At 69.3% G+C, this 18758-nt stretch carries 21 protein-coding genes; 15 read left to right on the top strand and 6 right to left on the bottom strand.

From position 1 onward, the window contains the following. The first annotated feature begins 15 nt into the window (after positions 1-15). The 3 genes from ACZ67T_RS40185 to ACZ67T_RS40175 are packed head-to-tail and all read left to right on the top strand — an operon-like array spanning position 16 to position 3112. The gene (locus ACZ67T_RS40185) at positions 16-756 is read left to right on the top strand and encodes a DUF624 domain-containing protein (protein WP_469991190.1); all 741 of its coding nucleotides are present in this window, start codon (positions 16-18) and stop codon (positions 754-756) included. Continuing rightward, positions 753-1754 carry a LacI family DNA-binding transcriptional regulator gene (locus ACZ67T_RS40180; RefSeq protein ID WP_469991188.1) on the top strand — a complete coding sequence of 334 codons (1002 nt, stop codon included), beginning with the start codon at positions 753-755 and terminating at the stop codon, positions 1752-1754. The genes ACZ67T_RS40185 and ACZ67T_RS40180 overlap by 4 nt, the downstream gene beginning before the upstream one ends. A 2-nt stretch (positions 1755-1756) precedes the next feature. Then, positions 1757-3112: a Gfo/Idh/MocA family protein gene (locus ACZ67T_RS40175; RefSeq protein WP_469991186.1), complete on the top strand. Its 1356-nt coding sequence runs from the start codon at positions 1757-1759 to the stop codon at positions 3110-3112. 37 nt (positions 3113-3149) lie between these two features. Here the strand turns inward: ACZ67T_RS40175 and ACZ67T_RS40170 are convergent, their stop codons facing one another. Next, the gene (locus ACZ67T_RS40170; protein WP_469991184.1) at positions 3150-4328 is read right to left on the bottom strand and encodes a Gfo/Idh/MocA family protein; all 1179 of its coding nucleotides are present in this window, start codon (positions 4326-4328) and stop codon (positions 3150-3152) included. A 623-nt stretch (positions 4329-4951) separates the two neighbouring features. On the opposite strand from ACZ67T_RS40170, the gene ACZ67T_RS40165 reads away from it, so the two are divergent. From ACZ67T_RS40165 to ACZ67T_RS40155, 3 genes are all read left to right on the top strand, one after another. Continuing rightward, positions 4952-5929, top strand: coding sequence for a threonine ammonia-lyase (locus ACZ67T_RS40165; protein ID WP_469991183.1), 978 nt, complete (start codon positions 4952-4954; stop codon positions 5927-5929). A 186-nt stretch (positions 5930-6115) separates the two neighbouring features. Beyond that, positions 6116-6577 (top strand): hemerythrin domain-containing protein, encoded by a 462-nt coding sequence (locus ACZ67T_RS40160; RefSeq protein WP_469991182.1) that lies wholly within the window; start codon positions 6116-6118, stop codon positions 6575-6577. Beyond that, a complete protein-coding gene (locus ACZ67T_RS40155; protein ID WP_469991258.1) occupies positions 6577-6789 on the top strand; it encodes a hypothetical protein in 213 nt (70 codons plus the stop codon). Before ACZ67T_RS40160 ends, ACZ67T_RS40155 begins: the two co-directional genes overlap by 1 nt. On the opposite strand, the gene ACZ67T_RS40150 is transcribed toward ACZ67T_RS40155, so the two are convergent. Beyond that, a complete protein-coding gene (locus ACZ67T_RS40150; RefSeq protein ID WP_469991181.1) occupies positions 6709-7230 on the bottom strand; it encodes a transposase in 522 nt (173 codons plus the stop codon). The two genes, ACZ67T_RS40155 and ACZ67T_RS40150, sit on opposite strands and share 81 nt — an antisense overlap. Positions 7231-7385: 155 nt before the next feature. Between ACZ67T_RS40150 and ACZ67T_RS40145 the strand changes: the two genes are divergently transcribed. Continuing rightward, entirely contained in the window at positions 7386-7703 is a 318-nt protein-coding gene (locus ACZ67T_RS40145; RefSeq protein WP_469991179.1) for a hypothetical protein, read from the top strand. A gap of 748 nt (positions 7704-8451) precedes the next feature. Here ACZ67T_RS40145 and ACZ67T_RS40140 read toward each other — a convergent pair. Then, a complete protein-coding gene (locus tag ACZ67T_RS40140) occupies positions 8452-9075 on the bottom strand; it encodes an MBL fold metallo-hydrolase (RefSeq protein WP_469991177.1) in 624 nt (207 codons plus the stop codon). A 152-nt stretch (positions 9076-9227) separates the two neighbouring features. Next, positions 9228-9488, bottom strand: coding sequence for a hypothetical protein (locus ACZ67T_RS40135; protein WP_469991176.1), 261 nt, complete (start codon positions 9486-9488; stop codon positions 9228-9230). A 162-nt stretch (positions 9489-9650) separates the two neighbouring features. Between ACZ67T_RS40135 and ACZ67T_RS40130 the strand changes: the two genes are divergently transcribed. Further along, on the top strand, positions 9651-9959 hold the full coding sequence (locus tag ACZ67T_RS40130) for a hypothetical protein (protein WP_469991174.1): 309 nt from the start codon (positions 9651-9653) through the stop codon (positions 9957-9959). Between the two features lie 202 nt (positions 9960-10161). Further along, entirely contained in the window at positions 10162-11061 is a 900-nt protein-coding gene (locus ACZ67T_RS40125; protein ID WP_469991173.1) for an aminoglycoside phosphotransferase family protein, read from the top strand. Positions 11062-11430: 369 nt separating this feature from the next. On the opposite strand, the gene ACZ67T_RS40120 is transcribed toward ACZ67T_RS40125, so the two are convergent. Further along, a complete protein-coding gene (locus ACZ67T_RS40120; RefSeq protein ID WP_469991256.1) occupies positions 11431-11970 on the bottom strand; it encodes a DoxX family protein in 540 nt (179 codons plus the stop codon). 188 nt (positions 11971-12158) lie between these two features. Beyond that, a complete protein-coding gene (locus tag ACZ67T_RS40115; protein ID WP_469991171.1) occupies positions 12159-12878 on the bottom strand; it encodes a helix-turn-helix transcriptional regulator in 720 nt (239 codons plus the stop codon). A gap of 229 nt (positions 12879-13107) precedes the next feature. On the opposite strand from ACZ67T_RS40115, the gene ACZ67T_RS40110 reads away from it, so the two are divergent. From ACZ67T_RS40110 to ACZ67T_RS40085, 6 genes are all read left to right on the top strand, one after another. Further along, positions 13108-13257, top strand: a complete 150-nt coding sequence (locus ACZ67T_RS40110) for a hypothetical protein (protein ID WP_469991169.1) — start codon at positions 13108-13110, stop codon at positions 13255-13257. 300 nt (positions 13258-13557) lie between these two features. Beyond that, positions 13558-14325, top strand: coding sequence for a crotonase/enoyl-CoA hydratase family protein (locus ACZ67T_RS40105; protein WP_469991167.1), 768 nt, complete (start codon positions 13558-13560; stop codon positions 14323-14325). Positions 14326-14330: 5 nt separating this feature from the next. Continuing rightward, the gene (locus tag ACZ67T_RS40100) at positions 14331-15482 is read left to right on the top strand and encodes a CaiB/BaiF CoA transferase family protein (protein ID WP_469991165.1); all 1152 of its coding nucleotides are present in this window, start codon (positions 14331-14333) and stop codon (positions 15480-15482) included. Beyond that, positions 15479-17167, top strand: a complete 1689-nt coding sequence (locus ACZ67T_RS40095; RefSeq protein ID WP_469991163.1) for a class I adenylate-forming enzyme family protein — start codon at positions 15479-15481, stop codon at positions 17165-17167. The genes ACZ67T_RS40100 and ACZ67T_RS40095 overlap by 4 nt, the downstream gene beginning before the upstream one ends. Positions 17168-17186: 19 nt before the next feature. Further along, positions 17187-17573 (top strand): Zn-ribbon domain-containing OB-fold protein, encoded by a 387-nt coding sequence (locus ACZ67T_RS40090; RefSeq protein ID WP_469991161.1) that lies wholly within the window; start codon positions 17187-17189, stop codon positions 17571-17573. Next, a complete protein-coding gene (locus tag ACZ67T_RS40085; protein ID WP_469991159.1) occupies positions 17570-18436 on the top strand; it encodes an HpcH/HpaI aldolase/citrate lyase family protein in 867 nt (288 codons plus the stop codon). Before ACZ67T_RS40090 ends, ACZ67T_RS40085 begins: the two co-directional genes overlap by 4 nt. Positions 18437-18758 lie beyond the last annotated feature (322 nt).

The raw sequence follows: 18758 nt of genomic DNA, 5'->3' as shown, positions 1-18758 counted from the left end.
AGGGCGGTCACGATCATGACGTACGCGATGGCGACCCGGCGCGATTCCCTGCACCGAGACAACCGAGTGCGCGAAACCCCCTACGGTGAACGCTTCACCCTCTTCGCCGAAGTCCTGTGGATCGGCGTGCTCGTGACGCTGGCCTCTCTGCCCCTGGTGACCTGGCCCGCAGCGATGGCAGCGGGCTGCGCGGCGGTGCGCCGTTGCGTACCCGACGGGCCGAGCGTGGGTACGGCGCGCCGCTTCGCCGCTGACTGGCGCCGTGCCCTGCGCGGTGGAACCCTGCGCGGTGCGGCGGGGCTCGCGGCCCTCGCCTTCCTCGCGGCCGACCTGCGGATCGCCGCCGTGGCCGGAGACCTGCCCGGCCACGACCTGCTCGTCGTGGTGTGTGCTGCGGCCGCCGTCGCTGTCGTCGTCGTGCAGCTGCGCGCGGCCGCCGCCTGGAGCGAGCCGGGCGACGACGGCCCTGCGGGCGCCGACATCGGCTTCGTCGGGTGGCGTCGCGTAGCCCTGGCGCGCTCCCGCGACGATCTGGTGGGCTCGGTGATACTCGCCGCCGCGGTGTGCGCGACGGCAGTGTGCGCCTGGCAGTTGCTGCTCCTCCTCCCGCTGGTGTCGGGAGTCCTCGCTCTCGCGACGGTGGCGGTGGAGCGACGCGGCCGTGGTGAGAGGTCCGTGCGAACAGAGCACAGCCGTCACTGTGGGACGGTCGAGCGCACAGGACAGTCGTGCTCCTGCGACGGGGCGGGTTCATGACCGCAAGTGCCGAGGACGTGGCAGCGGAGGCGGGGGTGTCTCCCTCCACCGTCTCCCGCTGTTTCGCCTCGCCCGAGCAGGTGAGACCCGAGACCCGTGAGCGGGTGCTCGCAGTGGCGGCCCGGCTCGGCTACACGCCCAGCCGCGTCGCCCGCTCGCTCGCCCTCGGCCGTACCCGGACCCTCGGCCTGATCGTGCCCGACATCGCCAACCCCTTCTTCGCGGTGGTCGCCAAGGCGGTACAGGCCCGCGCCCGCCGCAAGGACTATGCGGTGTTCCTGGCCGACACAGACGAAGACCCCGACGACGAATACGAGTTGGCCCTCACCCTCGCCCGCCAGGTCGACGGGCTGCTCCTCGTCGCGCCGCGCATGGACACCGAGCGCCTCTACGAGATCATCCAGCAGGTGCCCAGCGTCATTGCCAACCGGCCCGTGCCGGGAGTCCCGACGGTCGTCATGCCCACAGCCGACGGGATGCGTCAGGCAGTGGCCCATCTGCATGCCCTCGGACACCGTCACCTCGCCCTCGTCCTGGGCGCCCGCGACTCCTGGTCGAGCGAGCAGCGCGGCCACGCCGTGCGCGCGGCGTGCGAGGAACTGGGCCTGAAGATCAGCGAGTTCGGCCCGCACGAACCGAAGTTCCATACCGGGGCGCAGGTCGCCGACCTCGCCCTCGCCTCCGGTGCCACTGCCGTAGTGGCGCACAACGATCTGCTGGCTGTGGGGATCCTGTCCCGGCTGAGCGAGCGCGGTGTGCGTGTGCCCGAGGACATCAGCCTCGTCGGCGTGGACGACATACTCCTCGCCGCGACCTCCACCCCGGCGCTCACCTCGGTGCGTCTGCCGCTCGACGCGCTGGGTGAGCAGTCCGTGAATCTGCTACTGCGCCGCATCGAGGGCGGCGAACCGCAGCAGACCGATCCCCAGCAGCTTGTCCTCGACAGCGAGTTGATCGTCCGCCGCTCCACCGGCCCCGCCTCACGGAAGGAACCCTGACCATGACCGCCCTCCCCACCCGGCGCGCCGCCATCGTCGGCACCGGACACCGTGCCCAGATGTACACCAGGGCCCTCGGCGCCCGCGCCCACTACGACGTCGTGGCGCTCGCCGACCCCAGCCCCACCCGAATCGCCCACCACAACCGGCTGCTCACCGGCCTCGGCCGCCCGGAGGCGACCGCCACCGCGCCCGACGACTTCGCGGACCTGCTGCGGCGCGAACGGATCGACGAGGTCGTCGTCACCACCATCGACGCCACCCACGATCACTACATCATCACCGCCCTGGAGGCGGGCTGCCGCGTCGTCACGGAGAAGCCCCTGACGACCGACGCCGCCAAGTGCCGCGCGATCCTCGACGCGTTGGAGCGCACCGGAGGCGACCTGACGGTCGGCTTCAACTACCGCTACAACCCGGCCCACGAAAAGGTCTGGAAGCTGCTTGCCGACGGCGCGATAGGCGAGGTGCGGTCGGTGCACTTCGAGTGGCTCCTCGACGTACGTCACGGCGCCGACTACTTCCGCCGCTGGCACCGCGAGAAGCGGCACAGCGGCGGCCTCCTCGTGCACAAGTCGGGCCACCACTTCGACCTCGTCAACTGGTGGTTGAACGCGACCCCTTCACGCGTCCACGCCGAGGGCGGGCTCGTCTTCTACGGCCATGGCAACGGCGAGGCGACCGGACTGCGCCGCGACTACGAGCGCGCCCACGGCGACGCGGCGGCGGCCGACGACCCGTACGCGATCCACCTGGCGGACGACCCCGGTCTCACCGCTCTGTACCTCGACGCAGAGGCCGCAGGCGACACCTACGTGCGCGACCGCAATGTCTTCGGTGACGGCATCGACATCGAGGACGACCTGGCGGTCCTTGTCCGCTACGACACCGGCGCCACCATGACGTACCACCTGACGGCCTACTCTCCCTGGGAGGGTTACCGCGTCATGTTCAACGGCACCGCGGGCCGCCTGGAACTCGAGGTGGAGGAGAACACGTGGCAGCCCCCGCGTACCGCGGCCCCCGGGGGAGAGGCCGCGCATGGAGGAGTGCCGATGGCCAACCCGGGCCGCACCCGAATCCTGCTGCGCCCCCTGTGGGAGGAGCCGCGCGAGGTGACCTTCGAGGTGGCGGCGGGCTCGCACGGCGGCGGAGACCTGCGGATGCTCAAGGAACTCTTCGGCCCGCTCGGCGACGGCTCCGACGAGGGGGCGGCCCCGGCAGCGGGCAAGGGTGCCACGGCCCGCGACGGCGCGTTCGCACTGGCGGTGGGCATCGCCGGCAACGAGTCCCTCGTGACGGGGCGTCCCGTGGACACGACAGACCTGTTCGGGGAGCACCACGCGACGAAACGCTGACGGCAAGCTGCAGCCGCGGGGCGGAGGCGGCCGGAGGTCAGCCCTTCGTCGCCTTCGCCCAGGGCGCGTCGAGTTCGGAGAACAGCGCGAGGCGACCGGCACTCGCTGCGGTCAGGGCGTCGATACCAGGGATCAACCGACGCTGCTCGGCACCCTCGCCGAGCGGGTGCCAGACGCCCGGGGGCAGGCGCACGGGCTCGGGCGCGGTGCGCACGGCCTCCACCACCCGGCTGAAGGCGCCGCTGCGCTCCAGAGGGCTCAACAGCTCGTCGTTCTCCCGGAGATGGGCGATCAGGTTCTCCAGAAGGTCGGTACGTGGGTGCTCGTACTCCTGGGGCTCCTGACCCCGCCGTTCCAGAAGTACACGGTCCTCGGTGTAGTGCAGAGTGATGCGGCCCTGTTCGCCGTGCACGACGATGTAGGGTGCGGCGTTCTGCTCGGCGCACAGGGTCGCGGCGAGCGTGATGGTCGTGCCGTGCGTACTCGTCACACGGACACATGAGGTGTCGTCGGCCTCGATGTCATGGGCCCGGAAGAGCTCCAACTCCACGGCGGCCACGTCGTCCTGGCGATCGCTGCCGTCCACACGCAGCGCGGTGGCCAGAGCGTGGGCGAGAGGATTGGTCAGTACGCCGTCCACGACGTCCACGGTGTCCTTGGCCCCGGGCCCGGCGGCGACGCGGCGGCGGCCGGCCCACGGGGAGCGGGCGTAGTACCGGGCTTCACGCACCCACGCTCCGGCGGCACCGATACCCATGGGCCGCCCGATTGCCCCGTCCGCCACCAATTGCCGTACGGATGCCACCGCCGCGGAGCCGAAGGACTGGAATCCGACCTGACACACGCGACCCGACCGGTGCAGTTCGTCGGCGAGCTGCTGAAAACCGGCCAGCGAGGACGCGGGCGGCTTCTCGAGCATTACGTGCGATCCCGCCCGTACAGCAGTCAGCGCGAGCGGGACGTGCGTATGGAGGGGTGTGCTGATGATGGTCACCGAGGGGCGGGTGCGCTCCAGAAGCACCCCGAGGTCCGTGGACTGCGAGATGGACGCGAAGGGCCCGAGCCCATCCAACTCCTCCGCGTCGAGAGGGCTTTGGTCGCAGACCCCGACGACCTGAACCTGCCCTTGTCCGGTGAGCCGTCGCAGGTTCGCACGGTGGACACGGCCGAAGCCGCGACCGCCGACGAGGACGACGGCGACGGGCTGCGCCGTCACCGTGCGGTGCGGCGGACGAACGCCGTCCGGGTGCGCGGGCTTCGATCGCTGTCGCAGTGCGACGCCAACGAGTTCATGTGTCTCCTAGTGGGCCGTTCAGCAGGCCGGCCTGCACGGTGGGCTGGTGTGGAACGGGGGTCTACGGCTGGGAAGGGCCTGCGGCCGCAGCGCCTTCCATACGTGACCGGCAGGCGCACCTGGCCGGAACCGGTCCCGTGGGTCTTGGCGCTTCGCCTCGCTGTTGACCGACCGCCCGAACACCCTGTCTCGCGTCGTGAGATGGGGTGTGGGCAAGGTCAACTTCCCTTCGACCTGGGGTCATTTCGGCAAGGTACAACATTCTGGGGTCGCGAGGGAGAGTGTGCGAAAGCGCTTTCTTCGATTTCGGCAATCAGCTCTTGAACGAAGGGCCGAGGAGCAGTCAGCAGTCCCATCTCGGAGCGCCCCACCTCGCATCCGCGCCGCCGTCGTCCACACCGGGAGTATCGTCGCCGGAAGCGATCTGCCTACCCTGCATACGCAGGCCGGCGACATCGAACTCGTCGTGGCTGCCGTCGACGTGCACCAGGATCGACCAAAAGTTGCTTATGGAACCAGCGCCGGTGGCGCTACGCTGCTGTGTCGTGCTGGAGACGCGTCTCGACACTGCTCGGATCCGGGCGGCCCGCCGGGTGATCGACCCGGTCTTTCTCGACACTCCGCTGTACCGCTGCGAGGCGCTGGAACCTGCCCTCGGGTGCTCCGTGAGCATCAAGCTCGAAACGGCGAATCCGGTCCGAAGCTTCAAGGCCCGCGGCACCGAGGTGGTCGCGAGTCTGCTGGCCGGCCATGGACCGCGAGCCGTGGTGTGCGCGAGCGCGGGCAACCTTGGCCAAGCCCTCGCCTGGTCCGGTCGCGGCCGGGGGCTCGACGTGACAGTTGTGGCATCCCGCTCTGCGACTCGGGCCAAGCTTGATCGTATCCGCGCATTGGGCGCCGGGTTGGAGCTGGTGGACGGCGACCACGAGATGGCTCGCGAGCGGGCGGCTGTCATCGCGCGGTACGACGGCATCCGGCTGGTCGAAGACAGCCTGGACATCGAGACCTGCGAGGGTGCGGCGACCATCGGCCTGGAACTGGTGGACACCATGCCGTCGTTCGACGCCGTCCTGATTGCGCTCGGCGGTGGGGCGCTGGCCACGGGCGTGGGTCATGTGGTGAAGGCATGGGCGCCCGAAGTCGAGGTGATCTGCGTCCAGCCGCTGGGCGCACCGGCCCTGACACGCTCGTGGCGTCAACGACGTGTCGTCACCACCGAGTCGACCAACACCATCGCTGACGGCGTCGCCGGACGGCGTCCCATCCCGGCTGTCCTGGACGACCTGCTCCTAGTCGCTGACGACGGTGTCCTGGTCCGGGAGGCGTCGATCACCGCCGGTATGCGGATGCTCCTTGACCACGCCGGCCTCGTCGTCGAACCGTCGGCAGCACTCGGCATCGCGGCGATCCTCGAAGACCGTGACCGCTTCGCCGGCCGACACGTCGTCACCATCGTCTGCGGCAGCAACGTCGACGTAGACGCCTACCACCGCTGGGTCGGCGCGACTCCCCTCCAGGACTGACTGCGTGTCAATGGAGTGGCCGCTATCGCAACGTGCCGGCTCCGCTACGGGGGTGACCTCCGAGGCGACTGGTCTGTTCGCCCCGAGCGACCGCCGTCGCCGTTGGCTGGCGCACTCGGGTGAGCACGGGAGCGGCGTCCGCGCTGACGGGCCCCGGAGCCGGGCGGGAGCGTCTGTGATGGGCCCATGTGCCATTACTGCGGTTGCCGTGAGATCCCGCTGATCAAGGAGTTCATTGCCGAGCACGCGAAGGTCACCGACGCCGCGGGGGATGCGGTGCGGGCACTGGAACGTGGTGACACGGCGGCTGCGCGAGGGCTCACCGAGGTGATGTCACAGGAGCTGGTCACGCACTGGCAGGGTGAGGAGAACGGCCTGTTCGCGGTGATGCGGCACGACCCGGAGTACACGGACTACATTGACGCCCTGGTGGCCGAGCACCGTGAGCTCGCAGCCCTGATGCCCACCCTCGATCTAGCGGATTCGGCCGACGCAGGCCGGTTCAAGGCGGCGGTCGAGGAGCTGCACCGCCACATCGCCAAGGAGGAGGACGGCCTCTTCCCGGCGTCACTGACCGCGCTGACCGGCGATGAGTGGGACGCGTCGATGGCAGCGTGGCGTGCCGCGCATCCGCAGAAGAACGAGTAGTGGACGCGGCACTTGGCGGCCGATCGATACATGCCGCACCGCTCGACCGTGTGATGCCAGGACGTGATCCACCGATTGATCCATTGATCCACCAGTCGAGATCATTTGAAGGCAAGCCCTCGGAGATCATCTCAATTGGTGATTCTGCGGTGGCGGATGAGGGAGCAGGTGATGCTGCTGAAGGCCAGGAAGTGGATGCCTGCCGCGCGTAGCGACGGTGGACGGTGGAGACGTCGACAGTCGGCGAGCCAGACCACGGTGCTTTCGATGGTCCACCGGTGGCGCCCCAGCTTCTGTGACGTCTCAACTCCCTCGCGAGCGAGGCGCGGTGTGATGTGGCGTAGGCGGAGCCATTGCCGAAGGTGATGATTGTCGTAGGTCTGGTGGGCATGAAACTTGACGGGGTGCTGGCGGCGTGGACCGAGCCAGGATCTGATCGGTTGTCGGCTCCACTGCATGAACCGGCGGTGAGCCGCGGCCCCGGATGGCCCGAACGCAGGCGGGACCTGCGACCACGTGCACCCGGTCGTGGCCACGAGGACAATCGCCGCCGACACTTCACGGTTCCCAGGGCGGCACCGATCGACACCCTGTGGCCGAGTCGGCGGGCCCGCGAGGGCTGGCGCGCTGAGGACTCGACGGTATATGCACACAACCTCCCCAACACCTCAACAACTCTGTGCAAGAGGGGAGTTGATTCGCTACCCACAGGCCCCTCTGGCATCATCTAGCTCCGCGCCGGCGCGGGGGGCGAGTGAGTGCGCCCGGCTGCCAGCTCTTGCGCGCAGGCCAGTTGTCGGAGGGGTACATGGATGCATCAGCACTTGCGGTGGCGGTCGCCACGGCTGTCGGACAGGGCGCGCTGAACAGCGTCGGCACTCGCGCCGTGGACGACGCACTGGAGATGATCCGGCACCGCTTCCGGCGCGACTCCGAAGCCATGGCGACCATCGACCACGCCGCCGCGGATCCCACCGCTCTTGCCACGGCGCTGGCGCGGTACATCACGAGCGATCCGGACTTCGCCGCGGAACTGCGCGACTGGCTGACCGCGATTGATTCGAGCGAGAACGTGAACCTCAAGGGGCGCTTCTCGTTCCGCGGCTCTCGGGGGCAAGGGCGATAACTCGGTGGGATCACACAGGCCCCAATCCAGGTCCACGTGCGGTCCTCCGTCCGCTCCCACGCCCACCGCGCCGGATTCCACCGACCGCACCAGCAACGAGATCTCCGTGGGCTCCCGGGTGGGCCGTGCCCCGGTCGGCGGAGGTCACGAGACGGCGGGGGATCACCGGGCCGGTGGAGGCTGAGGGCCCGCCGGGGACGCACGACTGTGCACGCCGGCTGCACCGTGCAGGTCGGTGTGGTGCCTGCCGGGGGAGACGTGGTGGAAGAACTCCAGCGTCCACGCGTGCTGCTGCTCGGTGTCCGGCACTCGCGTACTTCTGGCCTGCTCGCATGGAGGCCCAGGAGGCCTCCGGCGCGATGCCCTCCAGGATCATCAGGGAGACCGTGAGTGGCCAGGACCGTCCGATGGCGCAGCGGCAGTGCGTCACGATGCGGGCGCCAGCCCGTAGCTCTTCGGTGAGTGCCCGAGGTGCCGGCAGCAGGGTGGGGATCGACGGGACTGTGAAGTCGGGGATGGGCAGGGCGATGAACCGCAGCCCGTCTACCTGGGCGAGGAGGGGTTCGTCGGTGAGCCCGAGTTCGCACGCTTGGTGTCGGGCAGGGCGGAGACGACGATGTCGCCGACATCGCGTAGTGCCGCCCTGTCGGCGGCCAGGAGCCCGTGGCCGCCGACAGGGCCATGGTGCTCGGGCACCCCGGCCCGCGCATGGCGGTGACAGTGAACGGGACGGGGCGGGCGGCTCGACCTATTGGGCGGTCGAGCCCGGCGGGAGCCAGCGGTAGCAGCCGCCGCACTCTGCGGTGAGCCAGCCGTTGAGGCTGCTCAGGCCTCGCTCGTTGACCTGCCCGTCGTGGATGCCGTAGGCCCGTTCCGGCTGGATGGTGCGGACGAAGTCGATGGCCTCGTCCGTCTTCATCCATGTCCCCTGCAAGGGGACCAGCAGAGTCTGCACCGGTCGATCGGGACGGAACAGGGAGTCCCCGGGGTGATAGAGGCGGCCTTCGCGGCTCTCGAGGAGGTAGCCGAGGTTGGCGCAGTCCGGGAGGTCTCCGTAGATGCGCGCGTGCCGCCCGCCCTGAGCAGTCACCCGGAAGCCGGCCACGGTGACCTCCTCGCCGGGGACCATGCCGGCGAAGTCCAGGCCGGGGAGCCGCGCCGACTTGGGGGCGTAGACGGGTACGCCCAACCCCTTGAGCCGCAGCAGGTCGACGTGATCGTTGTGCTCATGGGTCACCAGGACCGCGTCCGCGCCGGCGAGTGCCTCGGGCTCGCTCCAGACGCCGGGATCGATGACCAGCGTGCCACCGCCCTCATGCTCCAACCGGACGCAGGAATGGGTGTACTTGGTAATCCGCACCCGCGTGAGCATAGTCCGGAAGCTTTGCGGATTCCTTCGGCGCATGGCCGGAAAGAAGGGGCGACCGAACGCCCCTGGGCTGGGCGGGCCGGCGAGGCGCCGTGTCGAGCGTCAGTGGATCGGAGATGCACGAGGTATGAGCAGTCAACTGTTCTCGATCTGCTTCAATGTGACCCGGTCGTCGGGCCTGGCACGGTTCTGGCCTCCAGCGCGACCGCGTCCGCGGTCAGGGCAGCGGCCTTGAGAGCGGCGGCGGTGCCGGTCACGACGTGTTCGTGACTCATGTGCCGGTGCACCAGCAAGACTTCGATCAACGCGCGGGTGCCTTCAGCATCGCCATGGGCCTTGCGGACCGCTTCCCACCACGCGTCGTCCCGCACCCTTCGTCCGATGAGCGGTACCGGCACCGAGTGGCGGGTGGCCAACCCGCTGGTGGTAGGGGGCGACTTTATGGCGAGGAGCGGTGGATGCGTGTCCGTGGCGCCTGTCGGGGGTGAAACCGAAGAATGCGGGTGCTCCGGTGAACCTTCCGGGCCTGGCCCACGTCTTCCCGCGCGACCACGCCCGCGCGCTCAGGAGAACAGACCGTGACCGATAAGGACGTTCAGCAGACCGAGGAGCGGGGGTACGACCCGGGGCCCTGGTGGGCCGGCCTCGGGACGTGGGGGGCTGTCGCGCTGATCGCCTTCGGGGCTCTCGCGGCCGCGTGGGTCTTCTTCCGGCTGCCAGGCGCCCCGCAGGAACTGGCGTCGGGCTACTACCAGGCCGCGAGGGTCATCACCATCGGCTTGGTGATCGCGGGATGCACCTTGCTGGGCCGCCGTCGCGACAGGGCCGTAGCAGCCGAGGAGACAAACGAGTCGGAACGGAACGCACCTGACGTCACGGGCCGGTGAGCAACGCCGGACGGCGGCGACTTCCTGAATCCTGCATGACCTCCGCGAGTTGGTTGCCGGACTCGTGGAACTCGCGGTCAAAGCGCAGTACTCGGCACGCACAGGCACGGTCTGTGGACGATTGCGCAATTCCCCGCGGCTTGCGTCACGTAATTCCCCGGGAGCCCGGCTGCGCTCGGGCGGCCGGGGCTAGTGTGCTGTGATGATCGAGATCCCAGAAGGGTTCGCGCGGAGCACCATCGGACGAGAGGGGCAGCGCGGACGGGTGTGGGTCGCGTCTCTGCCGCGTCTGATCGATGAGTTTCTGGAGCGTTGGAACTGCGGGGTCGTCGGGCAAGTCGGGCATGGTGGGGTGGGGATCATCGTGCCTGTTCAGTCGGCTGACGGTGCGTCCGCGGTCTTGAAGATCTCGTTCCCGCATCCCGGCAACGTTCACGAACCAGATGCCTTCGTGGCATGGGGCGGACGGGGTGCCGTGCTGCTGCGAGAACGAGACGACACGCACTTCGCCATGTTGCTGGAGCGAGCCGGAGACGGCACTCTGGCCGACCTCGATGACGTCGATGAGGCCATGGCTGTCGCCGGGAAGCTCCTTCGGAGGCTCTCCGTCGAAGCCCCAACAGGTCTGCCACGCCTCCGGGATCAAGTCGAGGGCTGGCAGGAAGACCTGAGAAAGGACGCAGAACGGCTGCCACGTCCCTTGCCGCAGCGTGTTGTGCAGGCCGCTGTCACAACCTTCCGAGACCTCGGCCACGACCAGCCGGAAACCCTCGTCCACGGGGACCTGCACTTCGGGAACGTGCTGCGGGCCGAGCGAGAGCCCTGGCTGGCCATCGACCCCAAGGGATATGTCGGGGACCCGTCATACGACGCGATCAGGCTTCTCCGCAGTTGTTGCGAGGATCTGCTCGCCGCTGAAGACCTGAAGGCCGCGCTTCTGCGTCGGCTGGCCGTCTTCGCCGACGCCGCCGAGCTCGACCGCGAACGCGTCCGCCTCTGGGCCCAAGCCCGCGCTGTGATGGACGCCCACTGGGGCCGCGAGCATGGCGACCCGGCATGGCTCATCCAGTTCACCGACGCCATCGCCGAGCTGTTGACCTGAACTCTGTGGCCCACTTGTAGGGGTGATCGAGTGCTTTCGGGGCTGAGCTGAGTTCCCATGTCTCTCCAGTCCTGGGCTCAGCAGAACTACTTGAGGAGCGAGCGAGGTGTCAGCAACTGTTCCGTAGTCTTCATCGGAAAGGAGAGTGAGAACGGAGCGTACCTTCGGCGCCGTCATTCTGCTCGCCATTCTTTAGCGGCAGCTTCCTTCAACCCGCCGCACACAGGCCGGGGAGCCGCGCGCCTTTGTGCGGCGGATCGCCGGAGCGGCGCGGGTGGCACGGCTGCACCCACCGAAGGCTGGACCGGTGGTGCCCGCCTTGCTTGCGAAGGGCGTCGGCTGTGCCGCGGCGGGTGTGGGGGCGAAGGTTCAGATACCCAGGGTGATCGCGGCGGCGATTCCGCCCAGGCCGAGGGCGAAGGCAGCCTCGGGCCAGCCGCCCGTTCCCCAACGGAAGAACCGGTCTACGGCCAGGCGCCCTGGACCGATCGCGGCGACAGCCAGGGCAACTACGGCGATGCAGACGTTGTACTCCACTCCGCCGTCTGTCTCCCACAGGCCGTGGGGCCCGGTGACGGTTGCCATGGCGTTGATCATTACGCCGATGATGGCGGCGGCCGCGAGCGGTGTGAGCAGTCCGAGAGCCAGGCCGAGGCCGCCGAGGAATTCGGACAGACCGCCGATCAAGGCGAAGAGTTTTCCGGGGTGGTAGCCGAGGGCCGTGAATCCCTTCTCGGTCTCCGTCAGACCCTTGCCCCCGAAGATGCCGAACAATTTCTGAGCGCCGTGCCCAGCCATCAGTAGCCCGATGGTCAGCCTGATCAGAAGAAGTCCCCAGTCTGAGGCGGACGATTTCGCTGTGATGGTGCCTTGCCCTGCCGATTCCGTCGTCGCCGAAGAGCGGTGCATATTGAGTTTGGTAACCATGGGAATGCTCCGGTCTAGGAACGCCGGGCCGATCCCCGTGGTCGTCGCCCACCGTCATCTCGGCGCCGCGGCCCTGGTTCTGCCGGCCGCGCTCAGGTAGCGCCAGGTGGCGTCGGTGACGCCCTCGGTCGGCAGCCCGACGACGTCGCTGTGGTGAACAGAGCCGCGCATCACCCCCTGGTGGGGCCCAGCTGGACGCAGCATTCCCCGGGACGCGGGGCGAGGATCGCCTCTACGCCGGTTACTTCCAGGCCCTGCAGGTAACCGGCGATGAAGGCGTGGTTCATGCCGCACACCAGCTCGGGAGCCTTGGCTGCCAGAGGGTCGAACGGGCAGTTCTGCAGTCGGAGTTGGGTGGGGGTTTCGCGGAACGGCTCGAAGCCGTGCTGGTCGAGCATCCGCTCGCAGGCGCTCAGTCCACGTTCTGCGCCGAGCCGGCCGGGACGCGTCTGCTTGCGCTCCCTCTCGCCCAGTGACCGGCCGCGCCGGCCGGCTGTGCGCACGGCGGCGCGGGCCGCGGATTCGCCGTCTTCGGTCAGGACGGCCTCCAGCAGGAGGTCGGCCAGCAGTTCGTGACGGCGGTCGGGGATGCTGACGTGGATGTGGCTGCCGGTGGGTTCGTAGACCTTGGGCTGGCGGCCGACCTTCCGGATCCCGCCGGGTGATCCGTACCTGGCGCGCAGCAGGCCGGCGTCCACGAGCTTGTCGAGGTGGAAGGCGGCGAGCTTGCGCGAGATGCCGACGCTGGCGGCGGCCTCGTCCCGGGTCACGGGGCGGCGCTGACGTCGGATGAACGCGAACATCTGCCGCCGGGAGTCCTCGCCGAGGACGCTGACGGACTCGATCGCCGCGTCACCTGCGGGTGTCTGCGGCGCTACGTCAGAGGCCACACCTCCACAGTAACGCGTACACCGGTAGGTGCAACTGACGAATCCTCGTGCGGCTCATCGCAGGGCTGCGCATTTTGACGCCCCCAGTAATAGGACCAAGTTTTGTTGGTGAAACTGGACTGGTGGATCCGTCGCATGTGCAGGCCAAGCGGCCGGTGAGTGCCGCGCCGGCCGGACCGTACGGGCACCCCTTCCACCGATCCTGGTCACCGTCCCGATCGGTGCGTGGGTGGGCAGCTCGGTCTTCGACATCGGCTCATACCGTGTACATGATCCGGATTTCCTGGTCCGCGGGGAGATGTGGCTGATCGCGCTCGGGGCTCTGGTCGTAGCCCTGGTCGGCTTCGGGGTGGTGTGCGGCCGTGTTGTGCGAGGGTGACCTGCGGAAGGTCTGGCACGCGGTCGTCTCCGGGGTGGTGACTGAGGGTGGAGACGTGGGCGTCTTCACCGGACCGGTGAAGACAGGCCCACTCGCGCAGGCAGAGCCCTGTACTCGCAGTGGTCGCTCTGTGCCGGCGTGGCGCTCGAGGTGCCAGGTGGATCACACAGGGTGGACAGGCGTGCGCGTGGCCTCGTAACTTAACGAATGTTCGACACAAATTTGGTGCTTGGTTGCTGCGGTCGGGAGCCGTTCGTCCACCGCACAGCGCAGTCCGTGATCCAGAGCCGGGAGCCCTGCATGACCGACGCAGTAATTGCCGATTTCCGCGAAGACGGCACCACCGTCATCACGATCAACCGTCCCGAGGCCCGCAACGCGGTGAACCGCGCGGTGGCCGAGGGTGTGGCCGCCGCGCTCGATGAGCTGGACCGCCGCGACGACCAGGTCGTGGGCGTCATCACCGGCGCGGGCGGCACGTTCTGCTCGGGCATGGACCTCAAGGCGTTCCTCGCGGGGGAGCGGCCCGTGGTCGAGGGACGTGGCCTCGCGGGGATCACCGAGGCGCCGCCGCGCAAGCCCGTGATCGCCGCCGTGGAGGGCTATGCCCTGGCCGGCGGCTGCGAGATCGTCCTCGCCTGCGACATGGTCGTGGCCGCGCGTGACGCCCGGTTCGGGATCCCCGAGGTCAAGCGCGGTCTCGTCGCCGCCGCGGGCGGGCTGCTGCGCCTGCCGCAGCGCATCCCGTACGCCGTGGCCATGGAGATCGCCCTGACCGGCGACTTCCTCGACGCCGAGCGTGCCCACACCTACGGCCTCGTGAACCGCGTCGCCGAGAAGGGCGGGGCTCTGGAGGGCGCCCTGGAGCTCGCGCGCTCCATCGCCGCCAACGGGCCGCTCGCCGTGCGCGCCACCAAGCAGATCGTCGCGGAGGCCCCGGCCTGGTCCGCCGACGAGGCCTGGCCGCGGATGCGAGAGATCGTCGCCCCTGTCTTCGCCTCCGACGACGCCAAAGAGGGCCCGCGGGCCTTCGCCGAGAAGCGCGCCCCGCGCTGGACCGGAAAGTGAGTCCCGTGAGCGGGGCCAAGGGCCCGCTCGCCGGCGTACGCGTCGTTGAGCTGGGAGGTCTCGGCCCCGGCCCGTTCTGCGGCATGATGCTCGCCGACCTCGGCGCCGAAGTGATCCGTGTGGACCGGCCCGTCGAGGCGGGGCAGGAGACCAGGCACCCGGTGATCCACCGTGGTCGGACCTCCATCGCCGTCGACCTGAAGCACCCCGAAGGCGCGGATGCCGTACGGCAGTTGATCGCCGCCTCGGACGCCGTGATCGAGGGATTCCGGCCGGGAGCCGTGGAACGGCTCGGACTCGGCCCCGACGTGTGCCTCGCCGCGAACCCGAAGCTCGTATACGGCCGGATGACGGGCTGGGGGCAGGACGGGCCGCTCGCGCAGGACCCCGGGCACGACATCAACTACATCGCTCTTGCGGGCGCGTTGCACGCCATCGCCCCCGCGGGCGGCGACCCCGTACCGCCGGTCAACCTCGTCGGTGACTTCGGCGGCGGCGGCATGCTGCTCGCCCTCGGCCTGGTCAGCGCGCTCCTCCACGCGCGCACCACCGGCGAGGGGCAGGTCGTCGACGCGGCCATGACCGACGGCACCGCGCTGCTGCTCTCGATGACGTACGGCTTCCTCTCGCGGGGGAGCTGGGAGGACAGGCCCGGCGTCAATCTCCTCGACGGTGGTGCTCCCTTCTACGCCGTGTACCGCTGCGCCGACGACAAGCATGTGGCCCTCGGTGCGATCGAGCCGCAGTTCTACGCCGCCCTGCTGAGGGTCCTCGGCCTCGCCGAGGAACCGGAGTTCGCGCGCCAGCGCGACCGAAAGAACTGGCCCGCCATGAAGGACCGGCTCACTCGGATCTTCGCCACCCGCACGCGCGACGAGTGGGCGTCCGCGTTCGCGGGGCAGGGCGCCTGCGTCACCCCCGTCCTGTCCCTCAGGGAAGCGGCGGAGCACCCGCACAACACCGCCCGCGGCACCTTCCGCCGGGGCTCCCACGGAGGCCACGAGCCCGCACCCGCCCCGCGGTTCGGCGCGACCCCGGTCGGCGAGCCCCTGCCTGCGCCCCTCATCGGAGCGCACACCACCGAGGTCCTGGCCACGGCGACCGGGCTCACCCTCGAGGACATCGACACGCTGCGTGAGAAGGGGATCGTGGGATGAAGCGGTATGTGCCTGAGGGCATGCCCGAGAGCCTGACCTATCCCGAGGGGCCGCTCGGCGCTGTCCTCGCGGGCTCCGCCCGCCGATACCCGGACCGGATCGCCCTGCACGACGGTGAACTCACCTTCACCTACGATGAGTTGTACGACAGCGCGCTGCGTATCGCCCAGGCGTTGCGGGAGCGCGGAGTGCGCCGTGGCGAGACCGTCGCCCTGCACCAGCCCAACTCTGCCTGGTTCACGGTCACGTACTTCGGCATCCTGCTCGCGGGCGCCGTCGTCACCCCGGTCAATCCGGCCCTTCCGCCCCTGGCCCTGCGCGACCAGCTCGAAGAGGCAGCCGCCGTAGCGGTGTTCACCCACCCGTCCACACGGACCACCCTGGACCAGGCCGAGGTTGCGGGGCTGAGGCTGATCGTGCTGGTTCCGGCATCGGACGCGGCCCCCGCGCCCGCGGACGCCGACCTGAGCGGGACACCGCTCGAGGAGCTCCTCAAGACGGATCCGGGCACGCCCGAGGGCGTGTCCGGCGGCGACGTCGCGCATCTGTCGTTCACCGGAGGCACCACCGGACGGTCCAAGGCCGTACGCGTCCTGCACCGCAACGTCGTCGCGAACACTCTGCAGATGGGCTCCTGGCGCGGCGCCGCCCGGCCCGTCTGCGACGAGCCGGGGTACATCCACCTCGAGCACGTCTCCGAGGCGCAGACGCCGCACACACTTGCCATCGGGGAGTCGACGTCCGTCGCACTGGCGCCGATGTTCCACGCGATGGGTCTGGTCAGCCAGTCCGTCAGCGTGGCCACCGGCCTCACTGTCGTGATCGCCGGGCGCTTCGACCCGCGGAAGTTCGTGCGGCTCATCGAGGACCACGGAGTCAACGCCTTGCCCGGCTCGCCCGCCCTGTTCCACAGCCTCCTCGCCCTGCCCGGCATCGAGCACGCGGACCTGAGGTCGGTGAAGCTCGTCAACTCCGGTGCCGCGCCCATCGACACGAACACCTTGAAGCAACTGCACGGCCTGTTCCCGAACGCGTGCATCGTCGAGGGCTACGGCCTGACAGAGGCCACCATGGCGCTCACGACCCACCCGCTCCTGCGGGACAATCCGGTCCCTCTGGGCAGCGTCGGCGCCCCGCTCTTCGACACCGACCTGGAGATCAGGGAGCTGGGCTGCGGCCCGGTCGTACCGACCGGCGAGACCGGCGAGGTGTGGGCCCGCGGTCCGCAGATCACCGACGGCTACCAGGGGCATCCGGATCTGACCGCCGAGCAGTTCCAGGACGGCTGGCTGCGCACCGGCGACATCGGCCGGTTCGACGAGGACGGCTGGCTGTATCTGGTCGGCCGGGCCAAGGACATGCTCATCTACAAGGGCTACAACGTCTATCCGGGACCCTTGGAGGACCTGCTCCATCACCACCCCGCGGTCGCGAGCGCCAGCGTCATCGGCGCGCCGCACGCGGAGGCCGGGGAGATTCCGGTCGCATACGTCGTCGCACGCCCCGGATGGGTGGCCGGAGCCGAACTTGCCCGCGAGCTCACGGAGTTCGTAGCCGCGCGTGTCGCTCCCTACCAGCGGATCCGCGAGATCCACTTCATTGAGGCCCTCCCGGTCTCAGCGGCCGGAAAGATCCTCAAGACCGAGCTGCGGCAGCGGCACACCGCCCCGCCGCAGCAGGACTGAGAGAGGAACAGCACCACTCATGTATGTGCGAACCATCCAGCGGGAGCAGGTGATCGGACCTCCGTCCCTCGTCAAGGAACTGCGCTTCCAGCGCTGCACCTGGTGCGCCACGGTGGTCTTCCGCACCTGTCTGCTCTGTCCTGCCTGCTCCTCCACCGAACTGCGCTGGGAGCGCAGCCCGGGCAGCGGCAAGGTGTGCAGCGCCGTCGAGGTGCGCCGCAAGGGCCAGCGCCCGCGGATGGTCGCGGTCGTCGAGCTACGGGACGGCGTGCGTATGCGCTGTCTCGTGGAGGGAGTCACGGGCAGCGGCGTCACCCCGTTCGGGGCAGCGGTATCGGTCGTCGAGGTCGCCCGTGACGGTATCCCTGTCTTCCGTCTCGACGCTGCGAAGAGTGAACGATCGTGACCCGGACGCCCGTACTCGCACTGCGTTCGATGCTTTCCGTCCCCGGGAGCAGCGAGCGTTTCATAGGCAAGGCCCGTGACGTGCGGGCGGACGCCATCGCCTTTGACCTGGAGGACTCGGTCGCGGCCAGGGAGAAGGTCACGGCCCGTCGCCTCGTAGCCGCAGCTCTTGCCGATTTCCCGGCGGAGGAGCGGGAGTTGTGGGTGTGTCCCAACGCCCTGGACTCCGATCTCCTGGAGGCCGACCTCGACGCCGTCGTCGTCCCGGGGCTGCACGGACTGCATCTGCCGAAGGTGGACGATGTCGACACCCTCGTACACGTTGATCACTATCTCGATTATCTGGAGGCCGTACGGGATCTGCGGCCCGGGTCCGTGCGCCTGATGGGGCGGATCGAGTCGGCGGCGGGCCTCGCGGCGGTGGAAGCCATCTGCCGGGCCTCGGCTCGCCTGGACGCCGTCTCGCTCGGATCCGAGGACTACACCGCGTCGCTGGGCGTGGCCCGGACCCGCGAGGGCACCGAGCTGGCCTACGCCCGGGCCCGCATCGCCAACGCCGCGGCAGCGGCAGACATCGGCGCCCTGGACGGCCCCGAGTCGGACTTCCTCGACGTGGAACTCTTCGAGCGGCAGGCGGAGTTGGCGCGCGGCGTCGGCTTCGGCGGGAAGTTCTGCATCCACCCCGGGCAGGTGGAGGCGGCCCACCGGGTGTTCGCACCCGGGGAGGCGGAACGGGCCTGGGCGGCACGCGTGTGCGAGGCCTTCGAGGAGGCCGGGACCGGAGCCGTCACCGTGGACGGGATGACGGTGGACCGGCCCGTCCACGTGCGAGCCCTGCGAGCTTTGGGAGTGATGGGCAGGTGAGCGAGATCGTGGTCGGTGAGTCGGCCGGTGCGGACGGACGTGACCCTGGCGTACGGCGAGTTCCGGAACCGGGACGGACAGCTCGTGGCCTCCGTGGCGCAGGAGGCGTTACTGCGGATACGGGAAGAAGCCTGATGCGGGAAGAAGCCTGACTTCGTAGAACAGGTCTGACCGAAGCCCTCCACGATGATCACCGTGGAGGGCTTCGGCGTGCCCGGGGCCCGCTGCTAGTACTCCAGCAGGATTTCGCTGTCTGACCTGGTCTTTTCGCCGGGTGGCGGGAGTGTAGCGGGACTTCGATCGTGCGGGGGCGGTCTCACGG

Source organism: Streptomyces sp. NPDC107517, from assembly GCF_055582645.1.
This window is presented reverse-complemented; position numbering and strand designations above follow the sequence as displayed.